14 protein-coding genes and 1 riboswitch are annotated in these 15740 nt (G+C 69.2%); of the genes, 1 reads left to right on the top strand and 13 read right to left on the bottom strand.

All coding sequences use genetic code 11. The features are described 5' to 3' along the window. Window positions 1-162: 162 nt before the first annotated feature. Complete coding sequence (locus tag ACWGE0_RS18320; RefSeq protein WP_452262058.1) at window positions 163-1389, top strand: MFS transporter; 1227 nt, start codon at window positions 163-165, stop codon at window positions 1387-1389. On the opposite strand, the gene ACWGE0_RS18315 is transcribed toward ACWGE0_RS18320, so the two are convergent. From ACWGE0_RS18315 to ACWGE0_RS18255, 13 genes are all read right to left on the bottom strand, one after another. Next, window positions 1302-2213 (bottom strand): ricin-type beta-trefoil lectin domain protein, encoded by a 912-nt coding sequence (locus tag ACWGE0_RS18315; protein ID WP_452262057.1) that lies wholly within the window; start codon window positions 2211-2213, stop codon window positions 1302-1304. The genes ACWGE0_RS18320 and ACWGE0_RS18315 overlap by 88 nt on opposite strands. Before the next feature lie 82 nt (window positions 2214-2295). Beyond that, a complete protein-coding gene (cobA, locus tag ACWGE0_RS18310; RefSeq protein ID WP_452262056.1) occupies window positions 2296-3504 on the bottom strand; it encodes a uroporphyrinogen-III C-methyltransferase in 1209 nt (402 codons plus the stop codon). A gap of 51 nt (window positions 3505-3555) precedes the next feature. Continuing rightward, window positions 3556-4269: a PIG-L deacetylase family protein gene (locus tag ACWGE0_RS18305; RefSeq protein WP_452262055.1), complete on the bottom strand. Its 714-nt coding sequence runs from the start codon at window positions 4267-4269 to the stop codon at window positions 3556-3558. Window positions 4270-4317: 48 nt separating this feature from the next. After that, a complete protein-coding gene (locus tag ACWGE0_RS18300; RefSeq protein WP_452262054.1) occupies window positions 4318-5094 on the bottom strand; it encodes a S1 family peptidase in 777 nt (258 codons plus the stop codon). Between the two features lie 124 nt (window positions 5095-5218). Further along, window positions 5219-6592 (bottom strand): M4 family metallopeptidase, encoded by a 1374-nt coding sequence (locus tag ACWGE0_RS18295; protein WP_452262053.1) that lies wholly within the window; start codon window positions 6590-6592, stop codon window positions 5219-5221. A gap of 103 nt (window positions 6593-6695) precedes the next feature. After that, complete coding sequence (locus tag ACWGE0_RS18290; protein WP_452262052.1) at window positions 6696-7952, bottom strand: cobalamin biosynthesis protein; 1257 nt, start codon at window positions 7950-7952, stop codon at window positions 6696-6698. Then, window positions 7949-8770 carry a hypothetical protein gene (locus tag ACWGE0_RS18285; protein ID WP_452262051.1) on the bottom strand — a complete coding sequence of 274 codons (822 nt, stop codon included), beginning with the start codon at window positions 8768-8770 and terminating at the stop codon, window positions 7949-7951. Before ACWGE0_RS18285 ends, ACWGE0_RS18290 begins: the two co-directional genes overlap by 4 nt. A gap of 23 nt (window positions 8771-8793) precedes the next feature. Beyond that, on the bottom strand, window positions 8794-9837 hold the full coding sequence (locus ACWGE0_RS18280) for a cobalt-precorrin-4/precorrin-4 C(11)-methyltransferase (RefSeq protein WP_452262050.1): 1044 nt from the start codon (window positions 9835-9837) through the stop codon (window positions 8794-8796). A 31-nt stretch (window positions 9838-9868) separates the two neighbouring features. Then, window positions 9869-11248 (bottom strand): cobyrinate a,c-diamide synthase, encoded by a 1380-nt coding sequence (locus tag ACWGE0_RS18275; RefSeq protein ID WP_452262049.1) that lies wholly within the window; start codon window positions 11246-11248, stop codon window positions 9869-9871. Window positions 11249-11252: 4 nt separating this feature from the next. Next, window positions 11253-11867: a cob(I)yrinic acid a,c-diamide adenosyltransferase gene (gene cobO / locus ACWGE0_RS18270; RefSeq protein ID WP_452262048.1), complete on the bottom strand. Its 615-nt coding sequence runs from the start codon at window positions 11865-11867 to the stop codon at window positions 11253-11255. 10 nt (window positions 11868-11877) lie between these two features. Continuing rightward, window positions 11878-13782, bottom strand: coding sequence for a putative cobaltochelatase (locus ACWGE0_RS18265; protein WP_452262047.1), 1905 nt, complete (start codon window positions 13780-13782; stop codon window positions 11878-11880). Between the two features lie 38 nt (window positions 13783-13820). Then, window positions 13821-13950, bottom strand: a riboswitch (cobalamin riboswitch). Between the two features lie 39 nt (window positions 13951-13989). Beyond that, window positions 13990-14949, bottom strand: a complete 960-nt coding sequence (locus ACWGE0_RS18260) for a threonine aldolase family protein (RefSeq protein ID WP_452262046.1) — start codon at window positions 14947-14949, stop codon at window positions 13990-13992. A gap of 10 nt (window positions 14950-14959) precedes the next feature. Next, window positions 14960-15376 (bottom strand): TetR/AcrR family transcriptional regulator, encoded by a 417-nt coding sequence (locus ACWGE0_RS18255; RefSeq protein WP_452262045.1) that lies wholly within the window; start codon window positions 15374-15376, stop codon window positions 14960-14962. Window positions 15377-15740: the final 364 nt, after the last annotated feature.

Genomic DNA, 15740 nt, shown 5'->3' with positions numbered 1-15740 from the left:
GCGACCCTCGTCGTGTGTGTGCGGCGAGTTGTCCACAGATCGGTGAGCGGTGGGTTGACACGCCCGAATCGTCGCTACGTTGAGTGGAGGTGGGCGGTAAGCCCCCTGGGTGGGCGGGGCCCTCGGCGGCGATCGTTTTCGCGCCGGCGCATAAGGTGCGGCATGGGGCGGAACTGGTACCTGCTGTGGAGCGGCAGCGCCATCTCGGCGCTCGGCGACGGCATCTTCCTCGCCGCGCTCCCCCTGCTCGCCACGACCCTCACCCAGGATCCGAAGCTGATCGCGGGAGTCAGCTTCTTCGCCGCGCTCCCCTGGCTGCTGGCCGCACTCCCCGCCGGCGCGGCGGCCGACCGGTACGACGGTCGGCGTCTGCTCGTCGCAGCCCTTTGGGTCCAGTGCGCGCTCATGGCCGTGCTGGCGGCCTTTCACAGTGCGCACATCGCGTTCCTTTACGGCATGGCGTTTCTGATCGGCACCGCCGAGAACGTGCCGAGGGCGGTGGGACAGCCGCTCATCAAGGCCACCGTCGAGAACCACCTGCTGGAGCGGGCGAACGGGAGGCTGTTCGCGTCGCAGGCGGTGGCGCTGCAGTTCGTGGGGCCGCCGCTGGGTGGGTTGCTGTTCGCGATCGCGGTACCAGCGCCGTTCTGGGTCAACGCGCTGACGTTCGCCATCGCGGCGGTACTGGTCACGAGAATGCGTACCGAACGCAGAGAGTCACCGACGAGACCGAAGGTCATCGAAGGCTTGCGGTGGTTGATGAAGCACAAGGCGCTGCGAACGGTCACGTTGGTCAGCGCCACGACGAACTTGTGCATCGCGATGACGATGGCCACGCTCGTGTTGTTCGCCCAGCACAGGCTCGGGCTGACGAACGCCGGGTTCGGGGCGTTCCTCGCCACCCTCGCCTGTGGCGGTGTCGCGGGCGGGTTGCTCGCCGAGCGGCTGCTTGCCGAGTATCGCAACACCGTCACCGTCACCGTGTTGCTGATTCCGTTGATGTGGCTGGGGATTGCGACGGTGGCGCGCGATCTGCTCACGGTCGCGGTGTTCGCGGTGGTCAGTTCGTTCTGCACCGCGGTGTGGGGTGTGGCGACGGCGGCCCTCAGACAACGAGCGGTGCCGACGGAACTGCTGGGCCGCGTCAGCAGCGCGCAGACCCTGATCACCTGGGGTGTTCAGCCGGTCGGCGCGCTGCTGGGCGGCCTTGTCGCTGACTACTTCGGACTGTTGGCGCCGTGGTACGTCGCTGTGGTGCTGCGTACCGCGGTCGGGTTGCTCAGCCTGAAGCCGTTACGCGCTCACTTGGTGGGCGCGGCCTTGAAGGTCCACTTGGCGACGTCGCCGGAGCAGGACGCCGCTGTCACCTTGCCCGAAGCGTCTCGGTAGCACTTGGTGTTGTACTGCATGTCCGAGATGGTCTTGTTCGGGTTGATGGACCACTGCTGGGCCGGGCCGCCGTCGCACTTCTTCAGCAGCACCTTGCCCGAGGACAGCGTGGTGCACTGCTGCGGTGAGCCCTGTTCCATGAACGCGCCGTGGAACTTGAACTGCTGTGAGGCGGCGCCGTTGCAGGTGGCCGTGGTGAGCTGTGCGCCGGAGGAGCCGCCCTGCAGGCACTTGCCGGTCGAGACGTTCTTGTACTCGCCGTTGGTGGTTTTGGGCTTCGCGCCGCCGTAGCACTCGCCGGTCGAGGTGTTGAAGATCGGCGTCGAGTCCACGGTCAGGTTCGACGGCGGGTTGATGATGGTTTCCTCCATCACCGGCTTGCCGTCGTCGTGGTAGTTGGTCAGGGCGTCTTCGCAGTCGATGGCGTTCATGGCGTTGCCGCCCTTGCCGCCCACCCACGCGTCGAAGTGCCACAGCTTCGGGCCGCCGTTGGGGCCGTTGCCGTTCCAGTCCTGCTCACAGGAGGAGCAGGAGTCCTCCATGATGAAGTACTTCTTCACGCGCGGGAAATAGATCTTCGTGCCCGGCTTGGCTTCCTTGCTGGACGTCGCGAACGTGATCGGGTCCGACCAGGTTCCCTTGCCGCCGGCCGAGTTGTGGATCTGCGGGTACGCGATGTCTCCGCCCGGCGGGGTGTTGTCGTACCAGCCGTAGAACGTCCAGAAAACCTGTTGTGATCCCGGGACCGCGCTCGCTGGTGACGAAGCGAACAAACCGGACATCATCAACACAATTGCTGCCGCCACAGACAAGGCGCGTTTCATGCATGCCTCCGCACAAACCGGTGGACTTAGGCGGCGTGAATGCAGAGTCCACCGGTCGGGCGGCTTTTGTAAAGGAACTTACCTAACTATTTGCGGAAGCAATGCCGGCGACGGGGCCCACCACGATGATCGCCGGCGGACGAACTTCCCAGGCCTTCACGTCGGCACCCAGAGAGTCCAAAGTGGACCGGTAGACGCGCTGAGATGCCGTGCTGCCTTCCTGGATCACGGCGACGGGTGTCGTGCCGGGGCGGCCTTCCATCAACGCCGTGGCGAACGCACCGGCGCGTTCGACGGCCATCATCAGCACGACGGTGCCCTGCAGGCGTGCGATGGCAGACCAGTCGACGAGAGAGCGCGGGTCGTCTGGTGCAACGTGGCCGGAGACGACGACCACCTCGTGTGCCACACCTCGGTGCGTCACCGGTACACCGGCCAAAGCGGGCACGCCGAACGCGGACGTCACGCCTGGCACGACCGTGACCGGGATGCCTGCCTCGGCGCACGCCAGCAGCTCCTCGAAGCCGCGCCCGAAGACGTACGGGTCGCCGCCCTTCAACCGGACGACGAACTTCCCCTCCTTGGCGCGGTCGATCAGCGTCTGGTTGATGAACTCCTGCGTCGCCGCACGGCCGTACGGGATTTTCGCCGCGTCCACGACCTCGACGTGCGCGGGCAGTTCCTCCAGCAGCTCGCGCGGGGCCAGCCGGTCCGCGACGACGACGTCCGCGTGGGCCAGCAAACGCTTGCCCTGCACGGTGATCAGCTCGGGGTCGCCGGGACCTCCGCCCACCAGTGCCACGCCGACCGGCGGGGCGGCCTGGTCCGCGATGCGACCGTCGCGCAACGCCGCCACGAGGCCGTCGCGCACCGAAGCCGACCGGCGGTGCTCGCCGCCTGCCAGCACGCCGAGCACCATGCCGTCGTGCGTGCCGACTGCCGGCGTCACGGCCGTGCCTTCGACGGCGATGTCCGCGCGCACGCAGAACACACGCTGCGCAAGCGCTTCATCGCCGATCTGCGTGTTCACCTCTACGTTCGACGTGCAGGCCACCACGTACCACGCGCCCTCGACGTCACCGGCTTCATAACGCCGCTGGTGCCAGGTCAGCTCCCCCGCGTCGACCATGCCCTGGACGGCGGGCGTGACGGACGGCGACACGAGTTCGACTGCGGCGCCGGACGCGATCAGGCGGGGCAGGCGGCGCTGGGCGACCGTGCCTCCGCCGACCACGAGGACGCGCCGGCCCCGGAGATCGAGGCCGGCCAGGTAGTGCTGTTCAAGGGCCATGCGTAGAAGCATCCACACCGGACACGTCGTGTCCAGTTGAAGGGAACATGGTCACAGCCGCAACAGCTCGAACGACGTCGCCAGCCCGCCGCCGAACTGCCTCCCCACGGCCTCCGCCATCGAACGAAGAAACGGCTCGGGGTCCGCCATGTCGCCGCTCAGCGCCTCGAGATAGGCCTTGTGGGCGCGCAGAGATTCCACCGAAGCGCCGAACGAGTCAGTGATGTCCACGGCGTGTGTCGACAACGGTGAGGATGCCGCCAGCACGTACTTGACGCCTTCCCACTTCTCCAGCCCCAGGTCCGGGAAGATCCACCGGTTGCCCGCGTCCCGCACCGCGTCGACGGCAGCACGGCCGACGGCGATGTGGTCGGCCATGTTCAGCCCGCCACCGGGCCAGGTCTCGCGGTAGTTGCCCGTGATCACGACCTCGGGCTTGTACCGGCGGATGGCGGCCGCGATGTCGCGGCGCAACGGCGCGCCGTACTCGATGACGCCGTCGGGGTGGTCCAGGAACTCGACGTCGGTCACGCCGACGGCCGCGCAGGACGCGATCTGCTCCTCGACCCGCAACGGTCCGCAGACCTCGGGATCCATCGAGTCGATGCCGGCCTCGCCACGGCACGCGAGCAGGTACGCGATCTTCTTGCCTTGAGCGGTCCAACGGGCGATGGCGCCCGCACCGCCGTACTCCATGTCATCGGGGTGAGCGACGACGACCAGCGCGCTCGACCAGTCCTCCGGCACAGCTTCTAGATCAGCCATGCGTGCAGGGTGCGCGCCGAGGCACGCACCCTGCAACAGACAATCGACTCAGAGCTGAGCGTTGATCACCGAGTAGTACGGCGCGATCCGGCCGTACACGCCGGGGTAGCCCGCGCCGGCACAGCCGCGGCCCCAGGACGTGTCACCGATGAGCTTGCCGCCGAACACCAGCGGGCCACCGGAGTCGCCCTGGCAGGTGTCGACGCCGCCCTGCGGGAAGCCCGCGCACACCATCGAGGTGTTGCTGTACTGCGGGTACGCGGTCTTGCAGGTGCTGTCCGAGGTCAGCGGCACGTTGGCCTTGAGCAGGTACCGCGAGGCGGAACCGCCCGACGACGTGGTGCCCCAGCCGAGGATCAGCGCGGAGTTCCCGGCCGCGTAGAGCGCGGTGTCGGCCGGGGTGGCGAGCGGCAGCGTCGCCGAGTTGATGTTGCGGTCCAGCGTCAGCACGGCGACGTCGTAGCCGGCGGTCGCGGTGGTGTAGCTCGGGTGGACCCAGATCTTGGTCACGTTCGCGACCGTGCCCGCGGTGCTCTGCTTGTCGTCACGGCCGTGCACGACGCGCGTGCTGGCGGCCGAGCGGCCCTTCACGCAGTGCGCGGCGGTGACGACCTTGTTGGCCTTCGTCAGCGTGCCTCCGCAGAACTGCGATCCGGAGGTCGAGGCCAGGTAGACCACCCACGGGTACGTCGACGTGCTGGCTCGCGTGCCACCGACGATCATCGGCGACACGTCGCCGGCGTTGGCCGCGGGGGCGATGAAGAAGATGCTCGCGAGCGCGGAAACCATGACGGACACGATCAGGCGATGCAGGGTTTTCGCCATGTTGCCAGTCCTTCCCGATGACGCTGTGTGTGCAGGGTGTCGAGCAGCGGCACACACAGCGTCACGGGCGGAGAATCAGCAGCACAACCGCCACTTGTCTGTTACGGGCGGTTTGACTTTTGACTCAGGCGATTCCACGTGCCGTGAACGCGGCCTGGACAGCAGCAGCGTCGGCGTCGCCGTAGAGCTTCTTGGCGGTGGCGACGGTGACCGCCGCGGCCGCCGCGAACGAGGTCGTCGGGGAGTACGAGAACTGGGCCTCGAGCACGATCTTGGCCGACTTCTCGCGGCCGAACTTCTTGTAGACGTCGAACAGCGCCCGCGACCAGATCTGACCGTCGAAGTGCACCTCACCCTTGCGGTCGGCGTACTTCAGCTCCGTGTCGGTGCGACGGATGCAGTGCGGTGTCGTGGTCGTGTAGGACGTCGAGTCCCAGTCCATGATGCACGCCAACGGGGTCGTGGTCGTGTCCTGCGAGTCGCGCGAGGACATGATCAACGCCCACCAGTCGCCGAAGCCCTCGCCGATCGCCCCGGACTCGCCGGCGGGGTCACCGAAACCGGGCACCTGTGCGTCCTGGATCGCGTGGCCGAGCTCGTGCCAGATCACCTCGACGTCCTCGGCGTCGTCGACACCACCGGTACCGAACGTGATCTGGTCCTTGTTCGGGTCGTAGAACGAGTTGTCGTCGGCCAGTCCGATCGTGGTGACCTTCTGGGCCTCGTTGTTGATGTTCGTGAAGCCGAGGCTCTGAATGTACTTCTGCGCCTCTGTGATGCCCCAGTAGGCGTTGACCTGCTCGAACAACGCGTTGGACCGCGTGTAGCTGAACTGGTTGTTCGTGTTGTACGCCAGCTTGCTCTTGGCGCCGGTCAGCTGCGCGTAGTTGCCCTTGAGGTATCCGGAACCATCCAGATTGGACAGCGTGACCGATTTGTACGCGGCGGCCGGGACTGCCGAGTCCTTGTTGTTGTCGTCCTTGAGGTTCTGGTTCTGCTGCGACACAACCGGGTTCGGGCTGAACACCTTTCCGGTGCCGTCCGCGTGCTTGACCAGGCTCTCGGACTTCACGACGGCACCGGACTCCGCGTGCACCAGCGTGCGCTCGGATCCCTTGCCGTTGTCGGAGATCACCTCGTAGACGAGGCCGGTGCCGGGCAGCACCTTGAGGTTCGTCCCTTCCGGCACACCGGCCGACTTGGTCTTGGCGTCCTCGGCGGTGACCGCGGGCGTGACGTCGACGGTGCCGACTGTGATCCGGCCGTCGTCCACGGTCTTCGCGCCGGTCGCCTTGTCGACGTGCTCGACGTAGTACGCGCCCAGCACCGGCTTTCCGTCGAAGGTCTGCTCGTACCAGGTGTGCGTGGCGGTCAGGGAGTCGCGGACGGTCAGCAGGCGCAGGCCCTCTTTCGGTGCCGCGGCCTGGGCGTTGACGCTCAGCAGGGACAGGACGACGCCGGCGGTGCAGGCGACAGCGACGAGACGACGCGATCTCATGTCGGTCTCCAGTGCTTCGGGCCCTGGGCAGGGGGTGGGCCGTGTGCATGGCGACGCTAATCAACAAAACTTCAGCGGAGACCCTACGAAAGAAGGAAAAACGTCAGCGGTCCCATACTCCGGGAACAACAATTACGTCAGCTTCGACCGGATTGTCCAGTGTTGGCCCGGTTCCAAAGGCGACGAACGCGACAGCCGCACCACGCGAGGCCAAATCGCACGCGCCGTCGTGGCGGATCTCGGTGCCGGAACGCAGCAGCGGCCCGACAGCGTCGATCGCCTCTGGCGTGCCGACGACGAACGCCGCGCGCCTGATCTCCGCTTCCGCCCGTGGCGTGCGTTCCTCCGCCGAACCCGGTCCCAGCCCGACCAACGCGAGCCGGCCGCGCGGCAACACCCGCGCCGCGGCCACGGTCACGTTGTCGCGCTTGAACTTCTCGGCCGCGAGCTCGACCAGGGCACCGTTGCCGAGGGTCTGCGCGCCACGCAACGCCGCTGCCTCCGCGACGCTCGCGGTGCCCATCGAGTTGCGCACCACCGAACTCGGGTTCGGCACGCCGATCTCGGCCAGCTCCTCGGTCGGGAACGTCAGCAGCTCGGCCGTGTCGCCGTGCCAGAAGCCCCAGTCCTCCACGGCGTCCACGATGCCGGGCTCGTCCGCTTTCGCGTCCGCCGTCGCGAATGCCTTGATGGCGCGCAGATCCAGGCCGCCCTGCGCGTCCAGTTCCGCCAGAGCCGCACCAACGCTCGTGGCCGACGACCCACGCGTCGAGCCCACACCGACGACGAGCGTCCGCGGCACGATCCGCAGCACGTTGTCCTTGGTCGTGGCGGCCCGGTCGTCGACGATGATCATCCACGCCGCGTCCTCGCCCGCCGCGACGACGTTCGGCGGCAGCGCGGGCAACGGGAAGCCCAACGGGTTGCGCAGCACGACCTTCTCGCCCGCCTCGATGGCCGCGGCACAGGCCTCGACGTCGCCGTCCGCGGTGGCGTCGAGCTGCTCGACGAGCTCGTTCAGCACCGAGTCGATCGACGGGCCACCGGTCACCACGGCCGTGCGGTTCAGCAGGTCCGCGACGTGCCGGGCGAACGTGTCCGCATCTCCGGCCAGCGCCACCACGAAGTGCTTGTCGACGCACACCACGGCGGGGTCGGACTGCTTGTCCCGCAACAGAGGCGCGATCAGCCGGACCGCGGCGCCGGCGTCCAGGAACAGCACCGCGGCACCGATCCGCGGCCACAGCTGCAGCACGGCGGGCTTGACCGCACCGTCCGGCACGACCGCGTCCGAGCCGAGCAGACCGGCGAGGTCGGCGGCGTCGCCGCGCTGGTCGGAGCCGGCGAAAACACCGATCACTTCTTGCTTCCCCACAACAAAGTCACCGGGACCGCGGGTGCGAATCCGGAGTCCAGCAGGCGGGAGGCGGTCCAGTGCACGCCCTCCACCTCGTATCCCGCGGCCTGCAACGCGTCGCGGGCAGGCACGATCTCGTCCACCCGTTCCGTCGCGACGACCACGCGCCGGGCGGATACGGCCGCGCTCGCCTTGACCGCGGCGATGTCACCGCGGCCGACGAACACCGCGTCCGGGCGCGGCAACGAGGGTGCGTCCAGCTCGGCTTCCTCCACCCGCACGTCGACGCCGTGCGCGGACGCGTTCGCGATGATCCGCACGCACTGCACGGGGTCGGGCTCGACCGCGATCACCGCGGCACCCAGCCGTGCGCACTCCACGCCCACCGCGCCGGAGCCGGCCAGCACGTCCCACACCAGCACGCCGGGGCGTGGGGCGAGCCGGGCCAGCACGAACGCGCGGACCTCGGCACCGAGGACGTGCGTGCGGCTCGCGAAGGAGTCGTCCGGCAGCGCCCAGCCGTCGTTCGAGCGCAGGAACTCGTTGTCCGCCAGGCACAACACCGCGTCCGGCGCGGTCCAGCGGCGGGTCACCGCGTCGCGCGGGTCCACAGTGGTCAGTTCGCCCGCGTCCGACACCATCAGGATGCGCCGCCAGCCCGAGAGACCCGCGCCGATCTCGGCGGGGCCGATGCCCTCGGCCAGCTTGACGATCACGGCGGAGCGGGCGCGGCACACGTTGAGCGCGGGGCGCAGGCCGTCCGCGGCGTCGACGATCTCGACGGGACGACCCGCCGCGTCCCGCAACGCTTGCACTGTCACGTTTTCCGACATGGCTTCCGGCATCAGTTGCCGGCGGTGCGCTTGGGCTTACGGGCGGCGGGCTTCTTCTTCTGCGTGGACGTCGAAGCCCTGACCGTCGGCGGCTTCGGCTTCTCGGCCGCCACCACGGTCAGCTTCGGCTTGGGCGCGGGCTCCTCGGCCGGCTTGCGGACCGACTGTTGTATTCCCTCGACCGCCGTCCACGCCGGGTTCGGCTCGGCGGTGGGAGCAGCAGGAGCGGCGGGAGCGGGCGCCGGAATCGGTTCGTCGACGCGCGTCGCGATGCGCGAGGCGGCACGGCGCGACCAGCGGGTCGGGCGGGCGGCGCGGATCGGCTCGTCCACCGACGTGGTGGCCGAGGTCGAGACGCGCCGCGTGGGCGCCTTCACCGCGGTGCCGACCAGGAACAGCGTCGGGCGGTACAGCTTGTGCTGTTTCACCACCGACTCCAGCTCGCCGATCGTGGTGTGCACGACCAGTTCGTCTGCCTGGCTCACCTTGTACGCGACGACGACCGGCGTCTCGGTGGAGTACCCGCCCTGCAGCAGCTTCTCGACGAACTGACCGGTGCGCGCGCCCGAGACCGTCGCGGCCATCGTGGTCTGCAACGCGGCGAACTCGCGCACGAGCTCGCTGCTCTCCGGCGAGATCAGCACGGTCGACGACGCCTCGGTCAGAGTGAGCTCGCGGCCGATCTTGGCGGCCGCGGCGGCGACGACGGACACGCCCGGCACGACCTCGACCTCGAGGCCGAGACGCACGCACAGGTCGTGCTGCTCCTGCACGCCACCACCGGTCGCCGCATCGCCCGCGTGCAGGCGCACGACCGTCTGACGTGAAGCAGCGGCACGGCGGTACAGGTCCGTGATCTCCTCGGGCGTCACACGCGAGAAGTCGACCAGTTCGGCGTCGGCGCGTGCGTGCTCGCGGACGCACTCGGCGTCGACGGCACTGGGAGCCCAGATGACGACGTCGGCGTCCGCGATGCGGCGCGCGCCTCGGACAGTGATGAGGTCGGCGGCACCGGGACCGGCGCCGACGAAGGAGACCCGACCGGTCGTCGTCACGACAGCTCCACAGGGGGTTTCGGGGAGAGGCTTAAGCGAAGACCGTACCGCCTGCCACTCCGGCCACGAACGGGTGGCAGGCCCGCACGAAACGGGCCACCGCCTCCGGATCACCGGCCGGGTGCGTGTGGAGGTACGACGCGTGCACGCCACCTGCCACGAAACCTTCCGCGACGGGCCGGGAATCGACGCCGCGCCAATGCCACGCCGGCGGGATCGAGTGCGGTGTGGACAGCTGGGTCCGGTGGAACTCGTGGCCGGTCACGCGGCTGCCGGGTGGGTGCAGCGGCGACGACGTGGCAGCGACCGCGTCCCGATAACCCAAGGTCAACTTCGGCGTCATGAACCCCTCGGCGTCGAGCACGCCGCACATCGGGTGCCCGTCGAGTGATCTCGCGAGGTACAGCAACCCACCGCACTCGGCGTGCACCGGCGCACCCGATCGAGCGAACCGCGTGACCGCATCACGCAACTTCACGTTGGCCGACAAAGCTTCCGCGTGCTGTTCAGGGAATCCGCCCGGCAACACCAGACCCGCGGTTCCCTCTGGCAGGTCCTCGTCGTTGAGCGGATCGACGACCGCAACCGCCGCGCCCGCCGCCTTCAGCACCTCGACGTGCTCGGCGTAACCGAACGTGAAAGCCGCTCCGCCCGCCACCGCGACCAGCGGTTCGTCAGCCACCGCTTCGACCTGCGGTTCCCACGCGGCCACCGCCATCGCGGGCACCGACGACGCCAGCCTGCGCACCGCGTCAAGATCGACGTGCTTCGCCACGGCGGCGGCGATCGCGTCGACCGCGGCGACGGCCTCCGACCCGTGCTCCGCGGCCGTCACGAGCCCCAGATGCCGTGAGGGCAAGGAGAACTGCGGATCGCGCGGCAGCACGCCGAGGACGTCGAGACCGACTTCGTCGCACGCGGATCTCAGCACCTGCTCGTGCCGTTCCGACCCGACCTGGTTGAGGATCACGCCACCGAGCCGGACCGTCGGGTCGTAGCCGCGGAACCCGTGCAGCAGCGCCGCGAGTGATCGACTTTGCCCCCGTGCGTCCACGACGAACAGCACGGGCGCGTTGATCAGCTTCGCGACGTGCGCGGTCGAGCCGACGCCCGCGGTGTCGACCCGTCCGTCGAACAGGCCCATCACGCCCTCGACCACCGCGATGTCACAGCCCTTGGAGCCGTGCGCGAACAGACCAGGGATCCGGTGCTCGCCGACCATCACCGGGTCGAGGTTGCGTCCGGGACGAGCCGTCGCCAGCGAGTGGTAGCCGGGGTCGATGTAGTCGGGCCCCACCTTGAACGGCGCGACCCGCGACCCGGCCCGGCGCAACGCGGCCATCAGGCCCGTCGCCACCGTGGTCTTGCCGCTGCCGGAAGCAGGGGCCGCGACGACCAGCCGGTTCACCATCTGGTCACCACTCGATCCCCCGCTGGCCCTTCTGGCCCGCGTCCATCGGGTGCTTGACCTTGGTCATCTCCACCACGAGGTCGGCGGCGGCGATCAGCTTGTCCGGCGCGTACCTGCCGGTGATCACGACGTGCTGGTGACCCGGCCTGTTCGCCAGCGTCTCCACCACCTCGTCGACGTCGATCCAGCCCCAGTGCAGCGGGTAGGTGAACTCGTCCAGCACGTAGAAGCCGTGGCGTTCGGCGTTGATCCGGCGGGCGATCTCGGCCCAGCCCTCCTGCGCGGCGGCGGCGTGATCGTCCTCGGTGCCATGCTTGCGGGTCCAGGACCAGCCCTCGCCCATCTTGTGCCACTCGACCGCGCCGCCCTCGCCGGTCTCGTCGTGCAGCCGGCCGAGCGCCTTGAACGCGGACTCCTCGCCCACCTTCCACTTGGCGGACTTCACGAACTGGAACACGCCGATGTCCCAGCCCTGGTTCCAGCCGCGCAGCGCCATGCCGAACGCCGACGTCGACTTCCCCTTCATCTCACCGGTGTGCAGCATCAGCAACGGCCGGTTGCGGCGCTGGCGGGTGGTCAGGCCGTCCTTCGGCACCTCGGTGGGTTGTCCTTGAGGCACTGGATTCTCCTTATGCGGCCCGGACGACGCCGGCGAGGTGGTCGGCGCTGAGCTGGTCGAGACGGACGCAGGTGCCCTGCAGGGCTTCCGCGATCTTCTGCGCGAGGCCGAGCCGGACGTGGCCCTGTTCGCAGTCCACGACCACGACAGCGGTCTGTTCGAGCAGGCCGGCGGCCTTCAGGGCGTCCTTCATCGGGTCTCCACCGAGGCCGCTGGACGTCGCGCGGCCGTCGGTCAGCAGCACCACGAGCGGACGCTTCTGCGGGTCGCGCAGCCGTTCGATCTCCAGGACGCGGTGGGCCTTGAGCAGTCCGTCCGCGAGCGGGGTCCTGCCGCCGGTGCGCATCTTCTTCAGACGGGTGGCCGCCGCGTCGACGGAAGTCGTTGGCGGCAAAGCGACTTCGGCCTGGTTGCCGCGGAACGTCACCACGCCGACCTTGTCCCGGCGCTGGTAGGCGTCACGCAACAAGGACACGACGGCGCCGCTGACGGCCGACATCCGCTGCCGTGCCGCCATCGAGCCGGAGGCGTCGACGACGAACAGGACGAGGTTCGACTCCTTGCCTTCCCTGACCGCCTTGCGGAGGTCTCCCGCGGTGAGGAGGAGTCCGGGGCCGCTGCGGCCGCGCGCCTGCTGGTGCGGTGCCGCGTTGGTGAGCGTGTCGACGAGGTGCAGACCGTTGCCGTCCACTTTGGACGACCGCACGATCCGGCCGGTGCGGGCACGGGCCCTGGAACGCTTGCCCGGCGCGCCTTCGCCGACTCCGGGCACCTCCAGCAGCCGTGCCTTGAACGCGGGCGCGGGTTCCGGTGCCGGACGGTCCTGCGGCGCGTTTCCGTTGCCCGCGGGGCCTTCCTGCGGTTCGGGCAGGTCGCCACCGCCGGGGCCGTCGTCGTCCGGGCCCTCCTCCGGTTCTTCGGCGTGCTCGGCTGCCTGGCGCATCGCGTCCTCGAGCTGCTGCTCCTCGATGCCGGGCTCGTCGAACGGGTCGCGGCGGCGCCGATGCGGCAGGGCGAGCCGGACCGCGACCTCGACGTCGGTCTCCTCGACCTGATCCGCACCTCGCCAGGCGGCGTGCGCGGTGGCGGCGCGGGCGACGACGAGGTCCGCACGCATGCCGTCGACCTCGAAAGCCGCGCAGACAGCGGCGATCCGGCGCAGTTCACCGTCCGGAAGGGACACAGCTTTGAGCTTCTCGCGGGCGTGCTCGATCTGCCGCTTGAGCGCCGCGTCTTCTTCAGCCCACTTCGCCGCGAACGTCACGGGGTCGGCTTCGTAGGCCAGCCGGCGCCGGATCACCTCGGTGCGGACGCCGACGTCACGCGCCGCCTTCACCGCCACGGTCAGCCCGAACCGGTCGAGCAGCTGCGGCCGCAGCTCGCCCTCCTCCGGGTTCATGGTGCCGACCAGCAGGAACTGGGACGGGTGCGAGATCGACACGCCTTCGCGTTCGACGTGCGCGCGCCCCATCGCGGCGGCGTCCAGGAGCAGGTCGACCAAGTGGTCGTGCAGCAGGTTGACCTCGTCGACGTAGAGCACGCCCCGGTGCGCGGCGGCGAGCAGACCGGGCTGGAACGCCCGCACGCCCTCGGTCAGCGCCTTCTCCAGGTCGAGCGAGCCGACCAGGCGGTCCTCGGTGGCGCCCACGGGCAGTTCGACCAGCTTGGCCGGACGGCGTTCAACATTCTCGTGCGGCGCGTCCGGGCAGTCGGTGCTGCCGGGCACGCAGCCGAAACGGCAGCCCTGTGAGAGGTCGAGTTCCGGCAGCAGCGCGGCCAGGGCACGCACGATCGTCGACTTCGCGGTCCCCTTCTCGCCGCGCACGAGAACACCGCCGATGCCGGGATGCACGGCGTTCAACAGGAGGGCCAGCCGGAGGTCGTCATGTCCGACGACAGCCGAAAAGGGGTACATGCTCGGCGAAGTCCTTCCTCGGGTGTCCACGCCCGCGGTCGGTGATCAAGAGAGGGGCGAGTTCCTGACTCCCGGCTTCTCCTTCAGACCGGTCACAGTCGCGGGACGGCGCCGGATTCGCACCGGCTTCCTCGCACTCCCCTCACAGCCCCGGCATCGTCGCATTTCGCACCCGCGCTACCAACAGCCAGGTGAGCGACATCGCCCTCAGAGCAGGCTCTGGAACTCCGCCCAGGCCTCCCGGACCTCGTCAGCGGTCCATTCCAGCGCGGGCGCGGCCACGGTGATCTCGGTCTTGGCGAGCGTGCCGTCCCGCCAGAACGAGCCGAGGAACTTGCCGCTCAGCTCCGTCAGCAGCTTCGGGTCACCCGGTAGGTGCAGCGCGAACTGGTGGGTGTGCGGCTCCGGCAGGCCCATCGCCCCGGCCACGACCTTGGCGTGCTCGACGTAGCTGCCGAGCTTCGGGAGCACCGTGTCCAGGCCGTGCATCGCGGACAACGCCGCCGGCCACTGCTGAAACAGCATGCCGCCGTACCGGTGCCGCCAGACACGTGCCTGGTCGACGAAGTCCTGGCTGCCCGCGAGCGCCGCGCCGGACATGCCCTCCAGCGACTTGTAGAACGAGACGTACACCGAGTCGAACAGACCGGCGATCTCCGGCAGCGGCTTGCCCAGCCCGAACGTGCTCTCCCACAGCCGCGCGCCGTCGAGGTGCACGACCGCGTCCCGTTCGCGGGCCTGATCCACCAGCGTGGTCAGCTCGTCCCAGGTAGGCAGGACGAACCCGGCCTCGCGGTCCGGCACCTCGAGCAGCAGCGTCCCGTACGGCTCAGGACAGGTGGCCACCTCGGAGTTCGGCACCTTGATCGGACGCAGCCCGGACAGCACGGTCAGCGCGTCGTCCTCGTGGTTGAGCGGATGCGCCTGCGGGTGCATCGCGACGATCGGGTTGTGCGTGCGGTCGGCCCAGCACTTGAGCGCGATCTGCTGCGCCATCGTCCCGGTCGGCACGAACAACGCGGCCTCGGTGCCCAGCAGCTGCGCGACCCGCTCCTCCAGCGCGCCCACCGGGCCGCCGTCGCCGTAGCGGTCGGGCTCGACGTCCGGCACCGGGCCGAGCTCTTCGAGCAGGGTTCGCTTCGTGACTCCGGAGAGCTGGCGGTTCAACACCCCAGCATCAAACCTCAGCCGCGAGCGCGTCGGCGAGCGAGATAACGCCGGCCCGGATGTCAAAGGCGGTCATGCCCCGGTCGAGCAGGAACGCAATGTGCTCTCCCCTCAACACGGCGAGCAAGGCGTGTGCTTTGAAGGCCGAGCCGACCAGCTTCGCGAGCCGCTTCACGACGATGTCGAAGTGAACGTCGCCGGTGAGCGTCTTCGAACGCTCCAACGCGATGACCAACGGCAAAGAGGCCAGCACGTGGTCGAACAGCGTTCTGGCGAACTCCGCCGCGGTGCGGGCTTCCAGCGAAGCGACGTTGATCCAGGACGCCGCCGTCTCCCCCACGACGGCCTCCACCAGTGCCGACTTGTCACCGAATCTTCGGAACACGGTTCCTTTACCCACGCCGGCCGCCGCCGCGATGTCGTCCATCGACACTGCCTCGATGCCGCGTTCACAGATGAGGCCGGTGGCCGCCGCCAGAACGGCGGCGCGGTTGCGGGAGGCATCGGCACGTTCCATTCCAGCTCCTCGGCATAGGCGGACTGCCAGTCCGCACCGTATTGAGCGGACCGGTCGTCCGCTTGGTGGAGGACCGGTCCGGACCGGCAGTCCGGTGCCACCAGGACGACCGGACCAACGGTCCGCCGAGGCAAGGACGGCAACCGGACCGCGAGTCCGCTGGCGACGCCCGGACTGGCAGTCCGGTTGGCCTCGTGGGTCAGGCGGACCGGCAGTCCGCTTGCCAGGCGTGATCACGGCCACGGAGGTCCGGTCGAGCGGACCGGCAGTCCGG

It is taken from the genome of Lentzea sp. NPDC054927 (assembly GCF_053610285.1).
This window is presented reverse-complemented; position numbering and strand designations above follow the sequence as displayed.

Excerpts from the sequence above, each read along its gene's own strand:
- ACWGE0_RS18320 (WP_452262058.1), top strand. The coding sequence starts at position 163 with ATGGGGCGGAACTGGTACCTGCTGTGGAGCGGCAGCGCCATCTCGGCG.
- ACWGE0_RS18315 (WP_452262057.1), bottom strand. The coding sequence starts at position 2,213 with ATGAAACGCGCCTTGTCTGTGGCGGCAGCAATTGTGTTGATGATGTCC.
- cobA (WP_452262056.1), bottom strand. The coding sequence starts at position 3,504 with ATGGCCCTTGAACAGCACTACCTGGCCGGCCTCGATCTCCGGGGCCGG.
- ACWGE0_RS18305 (WP_452262055.1), bottom strand. The coding sequence starts at position 4,269 with ATGGCTGATCTAGAAGCTGTGCCGGAGGACTGGTCGAGCGCGCTGGTC.
- ACWGE0_RS18300 (WP_452262054.1), bottom strand. The coding sequence starts at position 5,094 with ATGGCGAAAACCCTGCATCGCCTGATCGTGTCCGTCATGGTTTCCGCG.
- ACWGE0_RS18295 (WP_452262053.1), bottom strand. The coding sequence starts at position 6,592 with ATGAGATCGCGTCGTCTCGTCGCTGTCGCCTGCACCGCCGGCGTCGTC.
- ACWGE0_RS18275 (WP_452262049.1), bottom strand. The coding sequence starts at position 11,248 with ATGGTGAACCGGCTGGTCGTCGCGGCCCCTGCTTCCGGCAGCGGCAAG.
- ACWGE0_RS18265 (WP_452262047.1), bottom strand. The coding sequence starts at position 13,782 with ATGTACCCCTTTTCGGCTGTCGTCGGACATGACGACCTCCGGCTGGCC.
- ACWGE0_RS18255 (WP_452262045.1), bottom strand. The coding sequence starts at position 15,376 with ATGGACGACATCGCGGCGGCGGCCGGCGTGGGTAAAGGAACCGTGTTC.